Below are 18,462 nucleotides of genomic sequence, written 5' to 3' on the forward strand. Positions count from 1 at the left end.
GCTGAAGTGTTTCTGAAGTGGCTGATATGGCAGAAAACAGCTCAGTTTGGCGTGAGAGTTGCACGGCAATCCGGCTCAGCGTCTGGCTCAGTGCCTGGCAAATCAGGTGCTGCAGCAGGAGTGGTTTCGTCGGGCTGCAAACTGCCAAGCGCCTCCATCAGAGCGCGGTCCACCACTTTGTCGAGTTCCAGCAAACGGGCTTTCTGTTCGCGGAAAGCTTGTTGTAACTGCTTGACCGGCAATGAAAAGTTTTGCTCTTTTTGACTGGAAGTGAAAATAAATAAGCTGCGCATGGGACTGACCCAGGCCAGTCTGACCTTGACCGGCGCTGCAGCTGGCTGCTGTAACTCAATCCAGACACCGCGCTCCAGACTATCGACCAACATCACCGCCGGATCTTCCTCCGCTACGGCTTGTTGCTCAGCCTGTTGCTGTGCTTTTTTCTCTGCCTCAGCCCGTTTCTCCAGCCTGCGCTCTGCCGCATGCTGTGCCGCCTCGACTGCAATTTCTAATTGCTTATCCGGCGACAGTTCCAACGGTGCCCGCACAATCGAGGCATGGCATTCGGCCAACTCTGCGAAAAAGCGTACGCGGTCAGCATCTTCCCATTTGATCAGACTGAGCCATTTATTCAGACGTGCCAAAATCGCTGGCAAACGGTTGAGTAACTCTTGTCTGTCCTGCAGGGTAATCTTAGGCTTCACACTCCAGATCAAATCATCCATGGTGCGAATTGCATCTTCCACCGCCTGCGGTTTTTCTTCTTTGACGCTGTAAGCCAGGGTCAACACCTTGGTCCAGCGGTTTTCCAGGAAGGTTTCGACAAAAGCGACCACTTCGCCACTACCGACGCGCACCGCCACAGTCTGGGTCGCAGTCATACTGGCTTGCTTGATTTTTTCTTTACGCAATGCAGTCTGTATCGGTGCCTGCAACGCCTGCTCACTGGCCTGCTCTTCCTTCGCAATGAAGGCTTCCAGATCATTCACGACTTCTTCAAACAGCGCAACTTCCTGATCGAACTCATCACTGACACGCTGCACATTACGCTGCATGGTCTGGAATAAGGGATCTTGTTGCGCCTGTTGTGCATTGACGGCCGGGCTATAGCGCGACAACAAATCGATCAGACGACGGGCCGGATGATGCTCGTTAAAGAAGAATTCCTTATCGAGCATCGCCGCTTTCAGCACAGGAATCTGCAAGACAGAAATCAGCTCTTTTACCTGTGCCGGAATAGTTTGATTGCGGAATACATTGTCAAACACCTGCGACAATAAATCCAGCGTCTGCTTTTCGACACCGGTAGCAAACATGTCCGGTACCTGCTCGCGCATTTGTGACAGACGCAGCACATCTTTGGCTTCCGACATCAGTTGGCGGAATTGCAGACTTTTTTGAAATTCGGATAGCTGCTGTAAAGTCGCACCGGAGACGCCCGCAGCCCCCCCCGTCATGCCGCTGTACGCGTTCCCGCTCTGCACCGCGTTCTGCGCTGCGCCTTGCGCAAAGTACTGGCGTAATTTTCCTTCGGTTGCAGTGGCTGCAACGGCCTCGTCCTGATCATCCAGCTTTTTCTGACGCTGGCGACGAATGCGATACGACTCCTGCAGATCTGGCAACACACCTTTAGCGACCAGTGCCTGATTTAATTCCGCCAGAATAGGTTCGAGGTCAAACAGGATATCGGGGCGCAATAAAGACAGCACCAGTTCATGGGTTCCGGTCTCAGGATCGAACTGACACCAGGCCTGATGCAGCGTGGTGAGCAATAATTCGGGACGAAACGGGTTTTGCGCAATACTTAAGGCTTCTTTTTGCATCAAGTGTGCAATACGCATATTGAGCGCCGCATACTGCTCCGCATTATCGAGCTCTATGCTGCGACTGACACGGCTCAGTGCCAGTTTTTTATCCATCTCTTCATAAGATACCAGGCTCAGGTCCGGCTCCATCATGAGCTTCTTTTCCGGTTGCGCCACACGCTGCGGCAACAATAGCTGATCAATATCTGCACGCAAGGCTTTTTCTATGTCAGCCGCAACCAGATAATAAAAAGCATAGGCATTTTTTTTCAGCAGTTGCCCGGCATGAAAACTCAGATTCGCTTCGCGCGAATCCTGACTAGTCTCGGACAAGGCCAGAAAGGCTGCCGATAAGCGCACCGACATTGTCTCAATTTGCGCTCCCACCAGATGTGCCACGATAGGCACCAATGCACGCAGCAGCTCACCAGCGGGCGGATTAACGCCAGCTAAAGATCCGGTATGCTGATGCTGAGTAGGCATGATTAGGAATGCAAATTGAACTGGTGATGTTGTCTGCCCTACCCGGCGGGCATGAAAAACCTTGCCTGGATAAGAAATAATTGAAACTCAGAGGTGAAAATCCATGTTTTTTTGATAAAATCCACTGGATACCATGCTGTATGACACCTGCATCTGACCGAACTATATACACTTAATTTCCACATGGAAATGTTTGAAACGCAATTCCACTTCTTTTTTCAGTGTAATTCGGTTTTCCCCAACATTAGCATTTCCGATTTGAAACTGTGGTTTCAAATTGTAAGCAAATGCACTTTGAATTTGCATGGTTTTCGTACTGACAGCAGCAGCTTTGCTCTAAAATAGACGGTTAATTAAATTTTGTGTCATAAGACGCCGTTTTCAACATCTTCATCATTCTATGCCCAAGAAAAATCCAGACTCTCACGCCTCTGCGGCCAGCCAGCCAGCCAGCTTTGAAGCTGCGATGGCGGAACTGAGTCAGCTGGTACAGCAGATGGAAAACGGCAATCTGCCGTTAGAGGCCTCTGTGACCGCCTACCAGCGAGGTTCAGAATTAATCCGGTTCTGTGCCAGTCAGCTCGAAAAAGTTGAACAACAAGTCAAAGTCCTGGAGGCGGGCGTACTCAAACCTTTTAATGTCGATCACGACGAGGAACTTGCATGAGCCAGGATTTCCAGACTTGGATGAAACACACCCAGCACACTTGCGAGCAGGCTTTAGATGAACTGATCCCTGGCACAGACGCCACACCACAGCAATTGCACGAAGCCATGCGCTATACCGCGTTAGATGGCGGCAAACGCGTGCGTCCTTTGCTGGTGTATGCAGCAGGGCAGTTGTTTGATGCCCCCCCTGAATTACTCAAACGTGCTGCAGCGGCAGTGGAAATGATACATGTCTACTCGCTGGTGCATGATGATATGCCGTGCATGGATGACGATGATCTGCGCCGTGGCAAACCCACTGTACACATCCGTTACAACGAAGCGACTGCCTTACTGGTCGGTGATGCATTGCAGGCGCAGGCCTTCATCACCTTGTCCGAAGGCCCCGGCGATGCCGCGAACAAACTGGCTATGGTAAAGGTACTGGCTCAGGCTTCCGGTTCGCTCGGTATGTGCGGTGGTCAGGCCATCGATCTGGCCAGCGTAGGACTGGCTCTCAGCCGCGAACAACTTGAACAGATGCACAGACTGAAAACTGGCGCGCTGCTGCGTGCATCGGTCATGCTGGGCGCTATCTGTGGCAAATTACCCGATGCGACAGAAACAGAAGCGTTGCATGCGTATGCGGGTGCCATCGGTCTCGCCTTTCAGGTAGTGGACGATATTCTGGATGCGACTGCGGACTCAGCCACCCTGGGTAAAACCGCAGGAAAAGATGCTGCCGATAACAAGCCGACTTATGTGAGCCTGCTTGGTCTGGATGCCTCACGTCAACTGGCTGGCCAATTGTGCCGTGACGCTCATAAGGCCCTGTTGCCCTTTGGTGAGAAGGCACACTACTTGCATGATCTGGCCGATCTGATCGTACAAAGACAAGCGTAAACCGCGACCCACTATGACTAGCTTATTACAACAAATTCAATCTCCGGCGGATCTGCGCCAAGTTCCGCGTCACCAGCTCAATCCCTTGGCAGATGAGCTGCGCCAGCATGTGCTGGAATCCGTATCGAAAACCGGCGGCCATTTGTCGTCCAATCTGGGTACGGTAGAGCTGACGATCGCTTTGCATTATGTGTTCAATACCCCGGAAGACAGACTGGTGTGGGACGTGGGCCATCAGACCTATCCGCATAAAATCCTGACTGGCCGTCGCGATCAGATGCCGACCTTGCGTCAGTATGGTGGCATCTCAGGCTTCCCTCGCCGCGATGAGAGTGAATACGATACTTTCGGCACGGCACACTCCTCCACCTCGATCTCTGCCGCGCTGGGTATGGCGCTGGCCGCACGCACCAAAGGCGAAAGCCGCCACTCGGTCGCGATTATCGGCGATGGTTCCATGACAGCCGGTATGGCTTTCGAAGCCCTGAATAATGCAGGCGTGTATGACGACATTAACCTGCTGGTGATACTGAACGATAATGATATGTCGATCTCGCCGCCGGTAGGTGCATTGAACCGCTATCTGGCGCGTCTGATGTCGGGCAAATTCTATGCAGCGGCACGCAATGTCGGCAAATCAGTCTTGCCATCACCGATGCTGGAACTGGCTAAAAAGTTTGAAGAACACGCCAAAGGCATGCTGGTTCCGGCCACTATGTTCGAAGAATTTGGCTTTAACTACATCGGTCCTATTGATGGTCATGATCTGGATTCCCTGATTCCTACCCTGCAAAACATCAAAAACCTGAAGGGCCCGCAATTCCTGCACGTGGTCACCAAAAAAGGGAATGGTTATAAGCTGGCGGAAGCCGATCCTGTGTTGTATCACGGCCCGGGTAAATTCAATCCGGCAGAAGGCATCAAACCGTCCACCTCCGGCAAACTGACTTATACCCAGGTCTTCGGACAATGGCTGTGCGATATGGCGGCCGCTGATAAAAAGCTGGTGGGTATTACACCGGCCATGCGTGAAGGTTCAGGCATGGTGGAATTTGAAAAGCAATTTCCTAAGCGCTATTACGACGTCGGCATCGCGGAACAGCACTCTGTCACATTTGCAGCTGGTCTGGCTTGCGAAGGCCTGAAGCCGGTCGTTGCGATTTACTCGACTTTCCTGCAACGTGCTTACGATCAGTTAATCCACGACGTCGCTTTGCAAAATCTGGACGTAACATTCGCGCTGGACCGCGCCGGACTGGTGGGTGCGGATGGCGCCACCCATGCTGGCAATTACGATCTGGCCTATCTGCGCTGCATTCCGAATATGGTGGTGATGGCGGCATCGGATGAAAATGAATGTCGTCAAATGCTGAGCACGGGCTATCACTATCCAGGTCCGGCAGCGGTGCGTTATCCGCGCGGTGCCGGTATCGGTGCGCAGGTCACGCCAGATTTGCAAACCCTGGAAATCGGTAAAGGCGAGATCAAACGTGAAGGCAAAGAAGTCGCCATACTCGCATTTGGCTCTATGGTGCATCCTGCGCTGCAGGCGGGTACTGCCCTCAATGCCAGCGTTGCCAATATGCGCTTTATCAAACCATTGGATGTGGACTTAGTACGCAAACTGGCACAACAGCACAAAGCACTGGTCTGTGTAGAAGAAGGCTGTACCATGGGTGGCGCCGGTTCTGCAGTGGCTGAAGCACTGGCAGCGGAGGGCATCTCTGTTCCTTTGCTGATCCTGGGCTTACCGGACAAGTTCATTGATCACGGTGATCATGCACAGTTGCTGTCGCAATGCGGACTGGATGCCAAAGGGATAGAAAACGCGATACGTCAGCGTTTTCCTGAACTGACACTCAACAACACACAGTAAATCCGTCAACTGACTGATGAATTGAGAATACAAACAAAAACGGCAATCTGAAGATTGCCGTTTATTTATGCTGCCTACGCAATATCTATACGTTCATACCTGTGCTGTCAGGCTGCCACCCATTCACGCTGACTTTGTTCTGCATACGTGACGGGCGCATTTTTTTCATCATCAAAACTGACGATTTCATACGCATCCGGTTGCGATAACAGCACGCGCAATAGCTGATTATTCAAACCATGACCAGATTTATGGGCGGTATAGCTGGCCAAAAATGGATGCCCGATCAGGTATAAATCACCGATCGCATCCAGGATTTTATGGCGTACAAACTCATCATCGAAACGTAAGCCATCGGCATTCAGGATGCGGTATTCATCCATCACGATCGCATTTTCCATCGAGCCACCACGCGCCAGTCCTATGCCACGCAGCATTTCCACATCTTGCATAAAGCCGAAAGTACGCGCTCTGGCCACATCTTTCACGAACGAGACTTTTTCAAAATCGACCACGGCAGTCTGTACCGTGCCATCGACCGCCGGATGATTGAACTCGATAAAAAAGTGTAGCTTGAAGCCATCAAACGGTTCCAGACGCGCCCATTTCTCATTGGCGCCTGAACCTTCACGAATTTCGACCGGCTTCAACACACGGATAAATTTTTTGGCAGCATCCTGTTGCTGCAATCCGGCTTGCTGTAATAAATACACGAAAGACGAGGCGGAGCCATCCATGATAGGGATTTCTTCTGCGCTCACATCGATGTACAGATTATCTACACCCAGACCGGCACAGGCAGACAGCAGATGTTCAACCGTAGAGACGCGCTGCCCGTTATTGGTCAGCGTGGAAGCCATACGGGTATCACCAACGGTAGTCGCAGATGCAGGAAATACCAGCGGCGGCTGCAGATCGATGCGGGTGAAAATGATGCCGGTATTGACAGGTGCGGGACGCAGCACCAGTTCGACTTTGGTACCGGAATGCAGTCCGACACCGACGGTCCTGACAGTTTGTTGGATAGTGGTTTGCTTTAACATAGGCGTATTATAGCGATTCAGGACAATTCATATCGCCAGCGATGAAAAAGCGCTAAATTATTCACAGTAATGTGGCGTGTGCCGGACAGTGACGCTCAGGTTTGAGCACAATCACCTGACCTCTTTGCAAAAAAAATGCCCGGCACAAGCCAGGCATTTTCATCACGATTGTAAACGATCAGCCTAACTGAGCCAGCAGTGTTTCTGCATTCGATACTTCAAACTTACCACCAGCTTCTACGTTGAGCTGCTTTACCACGCCATCCACGGCGAGCAGGGAGTAGCGCTGGGAACGGGTGCCCATACCAAACTGGCTGAAGTCTGCATCCAGACCCAGTGCTTTGGAAAATGCAGCATTGCCATCTGCCATCATACGGATAATACCGGTCGCTTTTTGGTCGCGGCCCCAGGCACCCATCACGAAAGCATCATTCACGGAAACACACCAGATTTCATCCACGCCCTTCGCTTTCAATGCAGCGGCATGCTCAATATAGCCAGGTACATGTTTTGCCGAGCATGTCGGTGTATAAGCGCCAGGCAAACCGAAAATCGCGATGGTTTTACCTTTGACCAGATCAGCTACCTGGAAAGTGTTTGGGCCCAGTGTGCAGCCCTCGCCTTCCACTTCTATGAATTCCGCCAGACTTGCTGCTGGGAGTTGATCGCCGATCTTAATCGTCATGATGTTTCCTTTCAAAATAGGTAAGTTGAAACGTATTGATCTACATCAGAAAAACTGCATTTTTCTGATCAGGCTGAAGTATGCATCAAGGCACGAAGTTTTGCTGAGCAGTGCATTTCCTGCTCAACGCGAAGATAAAAAAACCTCGCCGCAGCGAGGTTTTTTCAGACAGAGCAGCACTGACCAATCAACATCATCAGTCAGCCTGTTTGCGCAGGAAAGCTGGAATGTCATAGGTTTCCATGCCATTTTTTTCCAGAGCGCGCACTGTGTCTGACGCAGATTCACGGCGCCATACGGCAGGTTTGCTGAGCCCGTCAAACGCTGGCACTGCATTCACCATACCGTTGGAAACGGTGGTCGTTGTCATTGCTGCAGCCGACATCACTGTTTCGTTATTGGTACCGGTACGCAGTACAGGAGTTTGCACCAGCTGGATATTTTTCTTACCACGACCCAAGCCGGTTGCAACCACAGTCACGCGGATATCGTCACCCATCGCGTCATCGTAAGCGATACCCTGAGCGATAGATGCATCCGGTGCAGCAAACGCGCGTACAGCAGCCATGACTTCCTTGATCTCTTTACCTTTGAGACCACGGCTGGCAGTGACATTCACCAGGACACCACGTGCACCGGACAGATCAATACCATCGAGCAGAGGCGAAGCCACTGCCTGTTCCGCCGCGATACGGGCACGATCAACGCCGGAAGCTGTTGCGGTACCCATCATTGCTTTGCCCTGCTCACCCATAATGGTTTTGACGTCGTTGAAATCGACATTAATGTGACCTGGTACATTAATGATTTCAGCGATACCTGCAACCGCATTGTTGAGCACGTCATCAGCATGTTGCAGCCATTCGATCATGCTATCGTCTTCATAAATCTCTTCGAGCTTCTCGTTGAGAATAATGATGAGCGAATCCACATGCTGGGTCAGTGCATCCAAACCTTCATCCGCGATGTCCATGCACTTCTTACCTTCGTAAGAGAATGGCTTGGACACAACCGCAACGGTCAGTGCACCTAACTCTTTCGCGACTTGCGCGACAACAGGAGCTGCACCGGTACCGGTGCCGCCGCCCATACCGGCAGCGATAAACACCATGTGCGCGCCGCGCAGCGCATCTTCGATGCGCGCACGCGATTCTTCTGCCAGCTGACGGCCGACTTCCGGTTTCATCCCGGCACCCAGACCGGTATCACCGATCTGTATCACATTGTGCGCTTTCGATGCGAGCAAAGCCTGCGCATCTGTATTTGCCGCGATAAATTCAACGCCGGACACACCTTTGTTGATCATATGCTGAACCGCATTACCGCCTGCACCACCCACGCCGACAACCTTAATTACGGTGCCTTGTGTGGCGTTATCAACCATATCGAACTCCATCATGACTCCTCCAGGTAGGCAGTTATCAGTCGCTAATGATCACGGATGAGACGACTAGCGACTAATAACTGTATATCAGACCATTATAAAATGACTACACCAAATGTGGTACAAAAAGCTGCTTAAAAATTCCCCAAAAACCACTCTTTCATGCGTTGCCACACCGCTTTGGCAGAACCTTCCTGCCGTATCACGAGATGACCGCGCAAATACTGCTTCTTCGCTTCCAACAACAACCCTAAAACGGTGGCATAACGCGGGCTGCGCACCACATCAGCCAGCTGACCGGTGTAAGCTGGCATCCCCAACCGGGTAGGCTTGAGGAAGATGTCTTCTGCCATCTCCACCATACCCGGCATGGCTGCAGATCCGCCAGTGAGCACGATGCCCGACGACAGCACATCTTCATAACCGGATTCACGTACTACCTGATGCACCAGTGCGAACAATTCCTCCACACGTGGTTCGATCACAGCAGCCAGCGCCTGACGCGATAAGGAACGTGGTCCACGGTCACCCAGACCCGGTACATCCAGCGTATCGGCAGGATCCGCCAAAACCTGTTTGGCGACACCAAAGCGAACTTTGATTTCTTCCGCTTCAGAAGTTGGTGTACGCAATGCCATCGCAATATCATTCGTGATCTGGTCGCCAGCGATAGGAATCACGGCGGTATGTCGTATTGCGCCTTCACTGAACACCGCGACATCCGTAGTGCCACCACCGATATCAATCAGCACTACACCCAGTTCTTTTTCATCGCGGGTCAGCACCGCTTCAGCCGAAGCCATCGGCTGCAAAATCAAATCAGAAACTTCCAGACCACAACGGCGCACGCACTTCACGATATTCTGTACTGCCGATACAGCACCGGTCACGATATGTACTTTGACCTCAAGACGGATACCGCTCATACCAATAGGCTCGCGCACATCATCCTGATTGTCGACGATGAATTCCTGTGGCAGGGTATGCAGCAACTGCTGATCGGTCGGGATGTTGACCGCCTTAGCGGTTTCTATCACACGCGACACGTCAGCTGCGGTGACTTCCTTATCCTTAATCGCCACCATACCGCTGGAGTTGAAGCTACGGATATGGCTACCGGCGATACCGGTATAGACGCGACTGATTTTGCAGTCCGCCATCAACTCTGCTTCTTCCAGCGCGCGCTGTATCGATTCAACCGTTGCCTCGATATTGACCACGACACCTTTTTTCAGGCCTTTAGATTCATGCTGACCCAGGCCTATCACTTCATGACGGCCATCAGCCATCACCTCGGCAACTACGGCCACGATCTTGGATGTCCCGATATCGAGACCAACGATCAGATTTTTAGCGTCTTTTGTCATGTCTTTCCACTTGCTTTTATTTGCTTTTTTGAACCCACAGCGCTATGACTGGACTTTAAAGCCAGACCATTCGGGTAACGCATATCCACGCTTTCTATACTATCCTGCAAACTGGCGATTAACTGTGGATAAACCGTCATTAAGCGGTCCACCCGATTTTTCAGCGTATCGCCATCCTGCACCCGGCCTAACTCCACATTCATGCCATTATTGAGTTTCACACTCCATGCATAACGTCCTGAATACGTCACGCCATCTGGTTCCAAACCGATTTTCTGAAACCAGTTTTTGAACTGCATATACTGCGACAATACTTCTTTTTCACTGCCGTCCGGCCCTGCAAAAGCGATCAGATCAGCGTCTTCTTCTGCTTCCGCCAAATTTGCTGTAAACACATCGCCCTTCACTGATAACAGCTTACCCTGATCGCCCCAGGTGCCCAGCGCCACATGTTCGTCCAGTGAAATCACCAACCGGTTCGGCCATTCTCTTTGTACTGCGGCTTTCCTGACCCAAGGCACGCTTTCAAATGCAGCGCGTACTGAGTCCAGGTTGGCCGTAAAAAAATTCCCGCGTAGCTTAGGAATCGCATTATTGCGTATCGTGAGTGTATTCACGTGGCGCAGGCCGGCGTGATTGACGCCTTCCACCTTGATTGTGGTCAGCGTAAACATAGGCCTGTGGATCACCCACCATACGCCTGAGGCGATCAGCGCGAGCAATACCAAACCAAACAAGGCATTGGCGGTATTGTTCATCAGTCTGACGTCATGCCACATAAAATTTACACTCCGCTCCGCATACCTGCTCAGGACTTCTCACCTGAAATTTTAAGGCGTGCCGTCTTCAATATCTCTACACATAAATCTTCGTAACTCATACCCACTGCTTTGGCCGCCATCGGCACCAGAGAATGTCCGGTCATGCCTGGAGAGGTGTTAATCTCCAGCAGGAAGGGACGCTGATCCGATTCACGCACCAGCACATCAATACGTGCCCAGCCCTCACAATCAAGTGCACGATAGGCATCCACAGCCATTTTCTGGATAGTCGCCGTCAGCTCCGCAGGCAAGGGAGCCGGGCACTGATACTTGGTATCGTCCGTGAAATATTTGTTTTGATAATCGTAATTACCTTCCGGTGCCACGATTTCTATCACCGGCAAGGCATAAGCCTGTTCGCCACGACCCAGGATCGCGACCGTGAATTCACGGCCTTCAATAAATTCTTCTGCCAGCACCACTTCATCAAATTGCGCGGCGAGAGTATAAGCCTGTTGTATGTCAGCAGTATGATTGACTTTGGTGATACCGATGGTCGAACCTTCATGCGGCGGCTTCAGTATCATGGGCAAGCCCAGATTCTGAGCTAATGTCTGCAAATCCGACTGGGCATTCAGCACTGCATAGCCCGGCGTACTGATGCCGTGGGTTTGCCAGATGCGCTTAGTGAAGATCTTATCCATCCCTATCGCACAGGCCATGACGCCGCTACCGGTGTAAGGAATATTGCATTGTTCGAGCACGCCCTGCAGGCTGCCATCTTCACCGTAGCGGCCATGCAGCGCGATGAACACGCGATCAAATTTTTCCGCCTGCAGTTCTGCCACGCTGCGCTCTGCCGGGTCAAAAGGATGCGCATCTACGCCCTTGCTGCGCAGAGCAGCTAATACGCCGTTACCGGACATCAGCGAGACTTCGCGCTCAGCAGAACGACCGCCGAACAGTACACCTACTTTACCCAAGGATTGCATATCAAAATCACTCATTTTCGTATCTCGGTTTTCTGTATTCTGTATTCAGTTTTCGACTAATGATAGTTACTGATTGTGCGCTAATTTTCCCGGTATGCCACTGATCGATCCGGCACCCATCACGATCAGCACATCACCGTCCTGCAAAACATGCAGTAAGCCATCCGGCATATCCTGGATAGACTCAATAAACACAGGTTCTACCTTACCCATCACACGCAAGGCGCGGGTCAGTGCGCGGCCATCCGCTGCCTGAATCGCTGTTTCACCGGCCGCATAAACTTCGGCCAACACCACCGCGTCAGCAGTGGAAATCACACGCACGAAGTCTTCAAACAAATCACGGGTCCGGGTATAACGGTGCGGTTGAAATGCCAGCACCAGACGACGATCCGGATACGCACCGCGTGCAGCTGCCAGCGTGGCCGCCATTTCCACCGGATGATGTCCATAATCATCAACCAGCGCAAAGCTGCCGCCTTTCGCCAGCGGGATTTCGCCGTAGCGGGTAAAGCGACGGCCCACACCGTTAAATTCACTCAAGGCTTTCTGGGTCGCACTGTCTTCCACCCCGACTTCACGTGCAATCGCAATGGCGGCGCAGGCATTCTGCACATTGTGCATACCAGGCTGATTCAGGCTGACCTGCATATCAGCATAGCCTTGCTGAACCACGGTGAAATGCATCTTGCCGCCACCCGCACGCGCATTGATTGCACGTACATCAGCCTCTTCATGAAAGCCATAGCTGACGATGGGCTTGGAAATCTGCGGCATGATTTCACGTACATTGGCATCATCCAGACATAGCACCGCCACCCCATAAAAAGGCAGCCGCTGGGTAAACTCCACAAAAGCCTGTTTCAAACGGCCAAAGTCGTGGCCATAAGTTTCCATATGATCCGCATCGATATTGGTGATCACTTCGATCACTGGCAGCAGATTAAGGAAAGACGCATCCGATTCATCGGCTTCCGCTACGATGAAATCACCGCTGCCAAGTTTGGCATTTGCACCTGCACTATTGAGGCGGCCACCGATCACAAAGGTTGGATCTAAACCACCTTGTGCCAGCACGCTGGCAACCAGACTGGTGGTCGTGGTTTTACCATGAGTACCGGCAATCGCAATACCGCTTTTCAAACGCATCAGTTCTGCCAGCATCATGGCACGTGGCACGATAGGAATGTGACGCGTACGCGCAGCAAGGACCTCTGGATTGTCGGCTTTGACTGCCGTTGATGTGACAATCGCGTCAGCTCCGGCTATGTGTTCTTCAGCATGGCCCAGTTTCACGTCGGCACCCAGCTCTGCCAGCCGCTGCGATGCCGCATTGGTGCTGAGGTCGGAGCCGGAAATGGTATATCCAAGATTCAGTAAGACCTCGGCGATCCCGCTCATACCGGAACCGCCGATACCGACAAAATGAATATGCTTGACTTTGTGTTTCATGCTAATGCTTCCAAAATAGTGGCGATCTGTTGCGTCGCCGCGCGTTGTCCCAACTGATAAGCCGTTTCTGCCATACGCAGGCAATCAGCTCGGCTCAGAGTAGACAACTGTGTTGCCAAAGTATCGGCCGTAAGCCCGCTTTGGCTAATAAAAATTGCGGCCTGTTGTTGCGCCATCCATTCCGCGTTCTGCTTCTGATGCGAAGTGCTGGATGCCATGAAAGGCACCAGAATACTTGCGACACCTGCAGCTGTTAATTCAGAGACTGTAATCGCGCCGGCACGACAAATCACCAGATCGGCATCGGCATAACGGCGTGGCATATCATCGATAAAATCAAGCACCTCGGCCTCCACCCCGGCTTGCTGATACTGTGTACGCAAAGCGGTGATATGCTGTTTACCGGACTGATGCGTGACGACCGGACGTTGTTCCGGTGCCAGTAACGCCAACGCTTGAGGCAAGGTTTCATTGAGTACTTTTGCACCCAGACTGCCACCCACGATCAGAATACGTAATGGGCCCTGACGCTGCGCATAACGTTGCGCCGGTGCTGGCAATTCACAAATTTCACGCCGGATAGGATTACCGGTCAGGCGCAATTTTCCATCCATCTGTGCAGCGCCGGACATTCCTGCTGCCGGTAAGCCAAACAATAAATGCTGTGCCAATGGCTGCAACACTTTATTTGATAACAGCAAAGCGGCATCCGCATTCATCAAGACCAGCGGCACACCACGGCAGGCTGCCATGACGCCGCCGGGCACGGTCACATAACCGCCCATGCCTAATACCACATCCGGTTTGCGCTGACCGATCAGACGATAGCAAGCGAAGAAACTGCTGATCAGTTTCCATGCACCGCTCAGGCTATGACGCAGACCTTTGCCACGCAAGCCACGGAAATCCAGCGTATCCATAGCGATGCCATGTTGCGGCACAATCTGATTTTCCATCCCAGCCTGGGTGCCCAGCCAGCTTACCTGCCAGCCGCGTTCACGCATGAAATCGGCAATCGCCAGTCCAGGGAAAATATGGCCGCCGGTACCAGCCGCCATAATCATCAATGTTTTCTGAGTATTGCCCGCGTTGCGCTTGATCATAAGCGGCCTCCGCGCATCAGTACCCTGTTTTCAAAATCGACCCGTAACAAAATCGCCAGTCCTACACAGTTAATCATCACACCTGAACCACCATAACTCATTAACGGCAAAGTCAGTCCTTTGGTTGGCAGCAAGCCCAGGTTCACCCCCATATTAATGAAGGTCTGTACGCCTATCCATAAACCGATACCCTTGGCAGTCAGGCCGGCAAAAGTCTGATCCAGCGCGATCGCCTGACGGCCGATTTCAAAGGCGCGTTTGACCAAAAAATAAAACAGCAGGATCACGGCAGTCACACCGAAGAAGCCTAACTCCTCACCGATCACCGCCAGCAGAAAATCGGTATGCGCTTCCGGCAGATAATGCAGTTTCTCTACGCTGGCACCGAGACCGACACCAAAAATTTCTCCACGGCCAAAAGCGATCAGAGAGTGCGTGAGCTGGTAAGCCTTACCGAGCGCATGATCTTCCTGGAAAGGGCTCAGGTAAGCAAAAATCCGCTCCCTGCGCCACGGCGACAACACAATCACCATGGTGAAAATACCGACCAGCATCGCTGCAATACCGCCGAACCAGACTCCATTAATCCCACCCAAAAATAAGATGCCCATCGCGATCACCGCGATCACCATGAAGGCCCCCATATCCGGTTCTGCCAGCAGCAATAATCCGACCACTGCGACCGCCGCCATCATAGGCAGAAAGCCCTTGGTCAGTTTATGCATGTATTCCTGCTTCCTGACCGTGTAATCAGCCGCATACAACACCATGAACATTTTCATGAATTCCGACGGCTGCAGGTTGAGCACCTTCAGAGAAATCCAGCGTTTCGCACCATTGACCCCCTTACCCAGACCCGGCACCAGCACGATGACCAGTAAAATCAGGGTGGCAACAAACAAATACGGCGCCAGTTTTTGCCAGGTAGCAACCGGAATCCGAAAGGCAAAAGCACCAGCCACAACAGAAATCAAAATAAACATCGCCTGCCGCAGCAGGAAGTGGTTGTTCTTGTAATTCGCGTATTTCGGCGAATCCGGTAAAGCAATCGAGGCGGAATACACCATGACCATACCGAATAACATCAGTATCATGGTGACCCACACCAGCAGCTCATCGTAGTTCATCATTTTGGAACGATGCACCAGCTGCGTCTCCGGCCCGGGAGCCGAAAACGGAAGTAATTTCTGCAATGGAAGCAATAATTGCTTCATCAGCAGACCTCCCCGCGTTCCAGCGCGATCTCACGCACGCTGGCAATGAACACTTCAGCACGGTGTGCATAATTACGGAACATGTCCAGACTGGCGCATGCTGGCGATAACAACACGATGTCGCCTTCCTGTGCCATCACAGCGGCCGCTGCAGTAGCGGCTTCCAGTGTGGCATGGTCTTGCAGCTCCACACCGGACTCTGTCAATACCTGACGTAACACGTCTTTGTCTTTACCGATCAGCAGTACCGCTTTGGTGTAGCGACTGACCGGATCGCTTAAAGGAGAAAAATCCTGCCCCTTACCATCACCACCGGCGATCAACACAATGCGTCGGGCACCCGCGCCTAATTGTTGCCCCAGTCCGGTTAAGGCAGCGACGGTAGCACCAACATTGGTGCCCTTACTGTCATCGACGTAATCGACGCCTGCCACCGTCGCGACGGTCTCTACCCGATGCGGTTCACCTTTGTAGTCACGCAGCGCATGCAGTAAAGGCGCCAGCGGCAAACCGATGCCACGGCATAGTGCCAGCGCAGCCAGCGCATTGCTGGCATTATGCTGGCCACGGATCTGCAAGGCATCGACCGGCATTAAGCGCGTCAAAATCACGGGAATTTCTTCCGCTTCTTTTTTCTTGCGACGACTGCTCACGACCGGTATATCTTCAGCCGGATTCGCGGTAACCAGCCAGGTCATACCATGTTCATGTAACAGACCAAGATCATGCAGATAATCAGGTGCGGAACAACCGAAACTCACCACCGCAGCACCGCTCTTAGCCATGATCATGACTTGCGCATCATCGCGATTGAGTACCTGTATGGTGCCTTCGCCAAATATTCTGGCCTTGTCCTGACTATATGCCGTCAGGCTGCCATGCCAGTCCAGATGATCCTGGCTGATATTTAATACCGTTGCCACATCCGGTTTCAGGCTATAGGTGCTGTGCAACTGGAAGCTGGATAATTCCAGCACCCAGACCTGCGGTAACGTCTGCTGCTCCACACATTCGAGCAAGACGTCCAGTACCGCCGGGCTGATATTGCCCGCAATCCGGGTTTGCAAGCCTGCGCGTTCACACAATAGACCAACCATGCTGGTCACTGTGGTCTTACCATTGGTGCCGGTGATCGCAATCACTTTGGGTTGGTAAGCAGTTTGTTCACGCAACGCCTGCAAAGCCTGTGCGAAGATTTCCATCTCGCCCCAGACCGGGATTTGACGTTCCTGCGCCAGCGGCAGCAAGCTGGCTAATTCTTTACCGGGTGCCAGACCAGGACTGACAGCAATCAGCGTGATCCCATCCAGCAACGAAGGCTGAAACTCACCGGGCACGAACTCCACCGCGTCAGACAGCGCCTGCAGCGCAGGCAAACGCTCAGGCTGGCTACGTGTATCTGCCACACGCAGGGTGGCACCGGCACGCAACAACCAGCGCGCCATTGCCAGACCGGACTCACCGAGTCCCAGAACCAGTACGTGTTGATCAGAATAATTCATACCCGGCTACATCCACTTTTTCTCAATAACGATACAAAAAAACGACCCGCTTTGCGCATTGGATTAACGCAGTTTCAGCGACGACAAACCGATCAGCACCAACAACATGGTAATGATCCAGAAGCGCACCACCACCTGCGTTTCCTTCCAGCCTTTCTTCTCAAAATGATGATGCAGTGGCGCCATCAGGAATAAGCGGCGACCAGCGCCATAGCGCTTTTTGGTGAACTTAAAATACGAAACCTGCAAGATAATGGACAGGGTTTCAGCAACAAAAATACCGCCCATGATGAACAGCACGATTTCCTGTCTGACGATCACAGCGATCGTTCCCAAAGCACCGCCCAGCGCCAGCGCGCCAACGTCACCCATGAATACCTGCGCCGGATGGGCGTTAAACCACAGAAAGGCCAAACCGGCACCTGCCATCGCGCCACAGAAAATCAGCAACTCACCGGCACCCGGAATATAGGGAATCAACAGGTATTTGGAATACACCACGTGACCGGATAAATACGCAAACAAGCCCAGCGCCACACCGACCATGATGATAGGCATAATCGCCAGACCATCCAGACCATCGGTGAAGTTCACTGCATTTGAGGTGCCCACAATCACGCAATAGGTCAGGAAAATAAAGCCCCAGACGCCCAGCGGATAACTGATCGATTTAAAGAAAGGCACGATCAGATCGGCCTTAGGTGGCAGGTACATGCTGAAACCTGACTGTACCCAGGCGTAAATCAACTCCAGAATTTTAGAGCCGCTTGGCGCAGATACCGAAAACGCGAGGTAAAACGCAGCTGCAATACCAATCACCGATTGCCAGAAATACTTTTCACGCGAACGCATGCCTTCCGGATCTTTGTGCACCACCTTACGGTAATCATCGACCCAGCCGATCGCGCCATATCCCAAAGTCACGATCAGCACGATCCAGACAAAACGGTTACTCAGATCGGCCCACAACAAGGTAGAAATCCCTATCGACAGCAAAATCAAAGCGCCGCCCATGGTCGGCGTACCGGATTTGACCAGATGCGTTTCCATTCCATAGCCGCGCACCGCCTGGCCAACTTTCATGCGGGTCAGCATACGTATCACCGCCGGTCCGGCAAAAATGCCGATCGACAGTGCAGTCATGGTGGCGAATACCGCGCGAAAGGTGATGAATCCAAAGACGCGTAGCAATCCCAGATCTGACTTAAAATATTCTGCTAACCAAAGCAACATGCTAAAAACTT

Annotated in this window: 15 protein-coding genes; 3 read left to right on the forward strand and 12 right to left on the reverse strand. The window is 52.2% G+C overall.

The window, feature by feature from the left end; all coding sequences use genetic code 11:
- Window positions 1–41 precede the first annotated feature (41 nt).
- A complete protein-coding gene (locus H8K47_RS05085; protein WP_186880346.1) occupies window positions 42–2,288 on the reverse strand; it encodes a DUF1631 family protein in 2,247 nt (748 codons plus the stop codon).
- 400 nt (window positions 2,289–2,688) lie between these two features.
- On the opposite strand from H8K47_RS05085, the gene H8K47_RS05090 reads away from it, so the two are divergent.
- The 3 genes from H8K47_RS05090 to dxs are packed head-to-tail and all read left to right on the forward strand — an operon-like array spanning window position 2,689 to window position 5,715.
- The gene (locus tag H8K47_RS05090) at window positions 2,689–2,955 is read left to right on the forward strand and encodes an exodeoxyribonuclease VII small subunit (protein WP_186880347.1); all 267 of its coding nucleotides are present in this window, start codon (window positions 2,689–2,691) and stop codon (window positions 2,953–2,955) included.
- Complete coding sequence (locus H8K47_RS05095; RefSeq protein ID WP_186880348.1) at window positions 2,952–3,839, forward strand: polyprenyl synthetase family protein; 888 nt, start codon at window positions 2,952–2,954, stop codon at window positions 3,837–3,839. The genes H8K47_RS05090 and H8K47_RS05095 overlap by 4 nt, the downstream gene beginning before the upstream one ends.
- Window positions 3,840–3,852: 13 nt before the next feature.
- On the forward strand, window positions 3,853–5,715 hold the full coding sequence (dxs, locus tag H8K47_RS05100) for a 1-deoxy-D-xylulose-5-phosphate synthase (RefSeq protein ID WP_186880349.1): 1,863 nt from the start codon (window positions 3,853–3,855) through the stop codon (window positions 5,713–5,715).
- Between the two features lie 107 nt (window positions 5,716–5,822).
- Here dxs and lpxC read toward each other — a convergent pair whose 3' ends face one another.
- From lpxC to mraY, 11 genes are all read right to left on the reverse strand, one after another.
- Window positions 5,823–6,758, reverse strand: coding sequence for a UDP-3-O-acyl-N-acetylglucosamine deacetylase (lpxC, locus tag H8K47_RS05105; RefSeq protein WP_186880350.1), 936 nt, complete (start codon window positions 6,756–6,758; stop codon window positions 5,823–5,825).
- 178 nt (window positions 6,759–6,936) lie between these two features.
- The gene (locus tag H8K47_RS05110; RefSeq protein ID WP_186880351.1) at window positions 6,937–7,443 is read right to left on the reverse strand and encodes a peroxiredoxin; all 507 of its coding nucleotides are present in this window, start codon (window positions 7,441–7,443) and stop codon (window positions 6,937–6,939) included.
- 196 nt (window positions 7,444–7,639) lie between these two features.
- A complete protein-coding gene (gene ftsZ / locus H8K47_RS05115) occupies window positions 7,640–8,839 on the reverse strand; it encodes a cell division protein FtsZ (RefSeq protein ID WP_186880467.1) in 1,200 nt (399 codons plus the stop codon).
- 122 nt (window positions 8,840–8,961) lie between these two features.
- Window positions 8,962–10,194: a cell division protein FtsA gene (gene ftsA, locus H8K47_RS05120; RefSeq protein ID WP_186880352.1), complete on the reverse strand. Its 1,233-nt coding sequence runs from the start codon at window positions 10,192–10,194 to the stop codon at window positions 8,962–8,964.
- Window positions 10,191–10,973, reverse strand: a complete 783-nt coding sequence (locus H8K47_RS05125) for a cell division protein FtsQ/DivIB (RefSeq protein ID WP_186880353.1) — start codon at window positions 10,971–10,973, stop codon at window positions 10,191–10,193. Before H8K47_RS05125 ends, ftsA begins: the two co-directional genes overlap by 4 nt.
- A 29-nt stretch (window positions 10,974–11,002) precedes the next feature.
- Window positions 11,003–11,962: a D-alanine--D-alanine ligase gene (locus H8K47_RS05130; protein WP_230405128.1), complete on the reverse strand. Its 960-nt coding sequence runs from the start codon at window positions 11,960–11,962 to the stop codon at window positions 11,003–11,005.
- Window positions 11,963–12,013: 51 nt separating this feature from the next.
- The gene (murC, locus tag H8K47_RS05135; RefSeq protein WP_186880354.1) at window positions 12,014–13,399 is read right to left on the reverse strand and encodes a UDP-N-acetylmuramate--L-alanine ligase; all 1,386 of its coding nucleotides are present in this window, start codon (window positions 13,397–13,399) and stop codon (window positions 12,014–12,016) included.
- Window positions 13,396–14,502: an undecaprenyldiphospho-muramoylpentapeptide beta-N-acetylglucosaminyltransferase gene (gene murG / locus H8K47_RS05140; RefSeq protein ID WP_186880355.1), complete on the reverse strand. Its 1,107-nt coding sequence runs from the start codon at window positions 14,500–14,502 to the stop codon at window positions 13,396–13,398. The genes murC and murG overlap by 4 nt, the downstream gene beginning before the upstream one ends.
- Complete coding sequence (gene ftsW, locus H8K47_RS05145) at window positions 14,499–15,632, reverse strand: putative lipid II flippase FtsW (protein WP_408057828.1); 1,134 nt, start codon at window positions 15,630–15,632, stop codon at window positions 14,499–14,501. The genes murG and ftsW overlap by 4 nt, the downstream gene beginning before the upstream one ends.
- A gap of 83 nt (window positions 15,633–15,715) precedes the next feature.
- Window positions 15,716–17,218, reverse strand: a complete 1,503-nt coding sequence (gene murD, locus H8K47_RS05150; protein ID WP_186880357.1) for a UDP-N-acetylmuramoyl-L-alanine--D-glutamate ligase — start codon at window positions 17,216–17,218, stop codon at window positions 15,716–15,718.
- 63 nt (window positions 17,219–17,281) lie between these two features.
- Complete coding sequence (mraY, locus tag H8K47_RS05155) at window positions 17,282–18,451, reverse strand: phospho-N-acetylmuramoyl-pentapeptide-transferase (protein WP_186880358.1); 1,170 nt, start codon at window positions 18,449–18,451, stop codon at window positions 17,282–17,284.
- Window positions 18,452–18,462: the final 11 nt, after the last annotated feature.

This window comes from Cognatundibacterium rugosum, assembly GCF_014284365.1.
Lineage (GTDB): Bacteria > Pseudomonadota > Gammaproteobacteria > Burkholderiales > Burkholderiaceae_D > Undibacterium > Undibacterium rugosum.

What these genes read in the sequence shown, in the direction of transcription:
- H8K47_RS05085 (WP_186880346.1), bottom strand. Translation starts at nt 2,288, where the DNA reads ATGCCTACTCAGCATCAGCATACCGGATCTTTAGCTGGCGTTAATCCG.
- H8K47_RS05090 (WP_186880347.1), top strand. Translation starts at nt 2,689, where the DNA reads ATGCCCAAGAAAAATCCAGACTCTCACGCCTCTGCGGCCAGCCAGCCA.
- H8K47_RS05095 (WP_186880348.1), top strand. Translation starts at nt 2,952, where the DNA reads ATGAGCCAGGATTTCCAGACTTGGATGAAACACACCCAGCACACTTGC.
- dxs (WP_186880349.1), top strand. Translation starts at nt 3,853, where the DNA reads ATGACTAGCTTATTACAACAAATTCAATCTCCGGCGGATCTGCGCCAA.
- lpxC (WP_186880350.1), bottom strand. Translation starts at nt 6,758, where the DNA reads ATGTTAAAGCAAACCACTATCCAACAAACTGTCAGGACCGTCGGTGTC.
- H8K47_RS05110 (WP_186880351.1), bottom strand. Translation starts at nt 7,443, where the DNA reads ATGACGATTAAGATCGGCGATCAACTCCCAGCAGCAAGTCTGGCGGAA.
- ftsZ (WP_186880467.1), bottom strand. Translation starts at nt 8,839, where the DNA reads ATGGAGTTCGATATGGTTGATAACGCCACACAAGGCACCGTAATTAAG.
- ftsA (WP_186880352.1), bottom strand. Translation starts at nt 10,194, where the DNA reads ATGACAAAAGACGCTAAAAATCTGATCGTTGGTCTCGATATCGGGACA.
- H8K47_RS05125 (WP_186880353.1), bottom strand. Translation starts at nt 10,973, where the DNA reads ATGTGGCATGACGTCAGACTGATGAACAATACCGCCAATGCCTTGTTT.
- H8K47_RS05130 (WP_230405128.1), bottom strand. Translation starts at nt 11,962, where the DNA reads ATGAGTGATTTTGATATGCAATCCTTGGGTAAAGTAGGTGTACTGTTC.
- murC (WP_186880354.1), bottom strand. Translation starts at nt 13,399, where the DNA reads ATGAAACACAAAGTCAAGCATATTCATTTTGTCGGTATCGGCGGTTCC.
- murG (WP_186880355.1), bottom strand. Translation starts at nt 14,502, where the DNA reads ATGATCAAGCGCAACGCGGGCAATACTCAGAAAACATTGATGATTATG.
- ftsW (WP_408057828.1), bottom strand. Translation starts at nt 15,632, where the DNA reads ATGATGAACTACGATGAGCTGCTGGTGTGGGTCACCATGATACTGATG.
- murD (WP_186880357.1), bottom strand. Translation starts at nt 17,218, where the DNA reads ATGAATTATTCTGATCAACACGTACTGGTTCTGGGACTCGGTGAGTCC.
- mraY (WP_186880358.1), bottom strand. Translation starts at nt 18,451, where the DNA reads ATGTTGCTTTGGTTAGCAGAATATTTTAAGTCAGATCTGGGATTGCTA.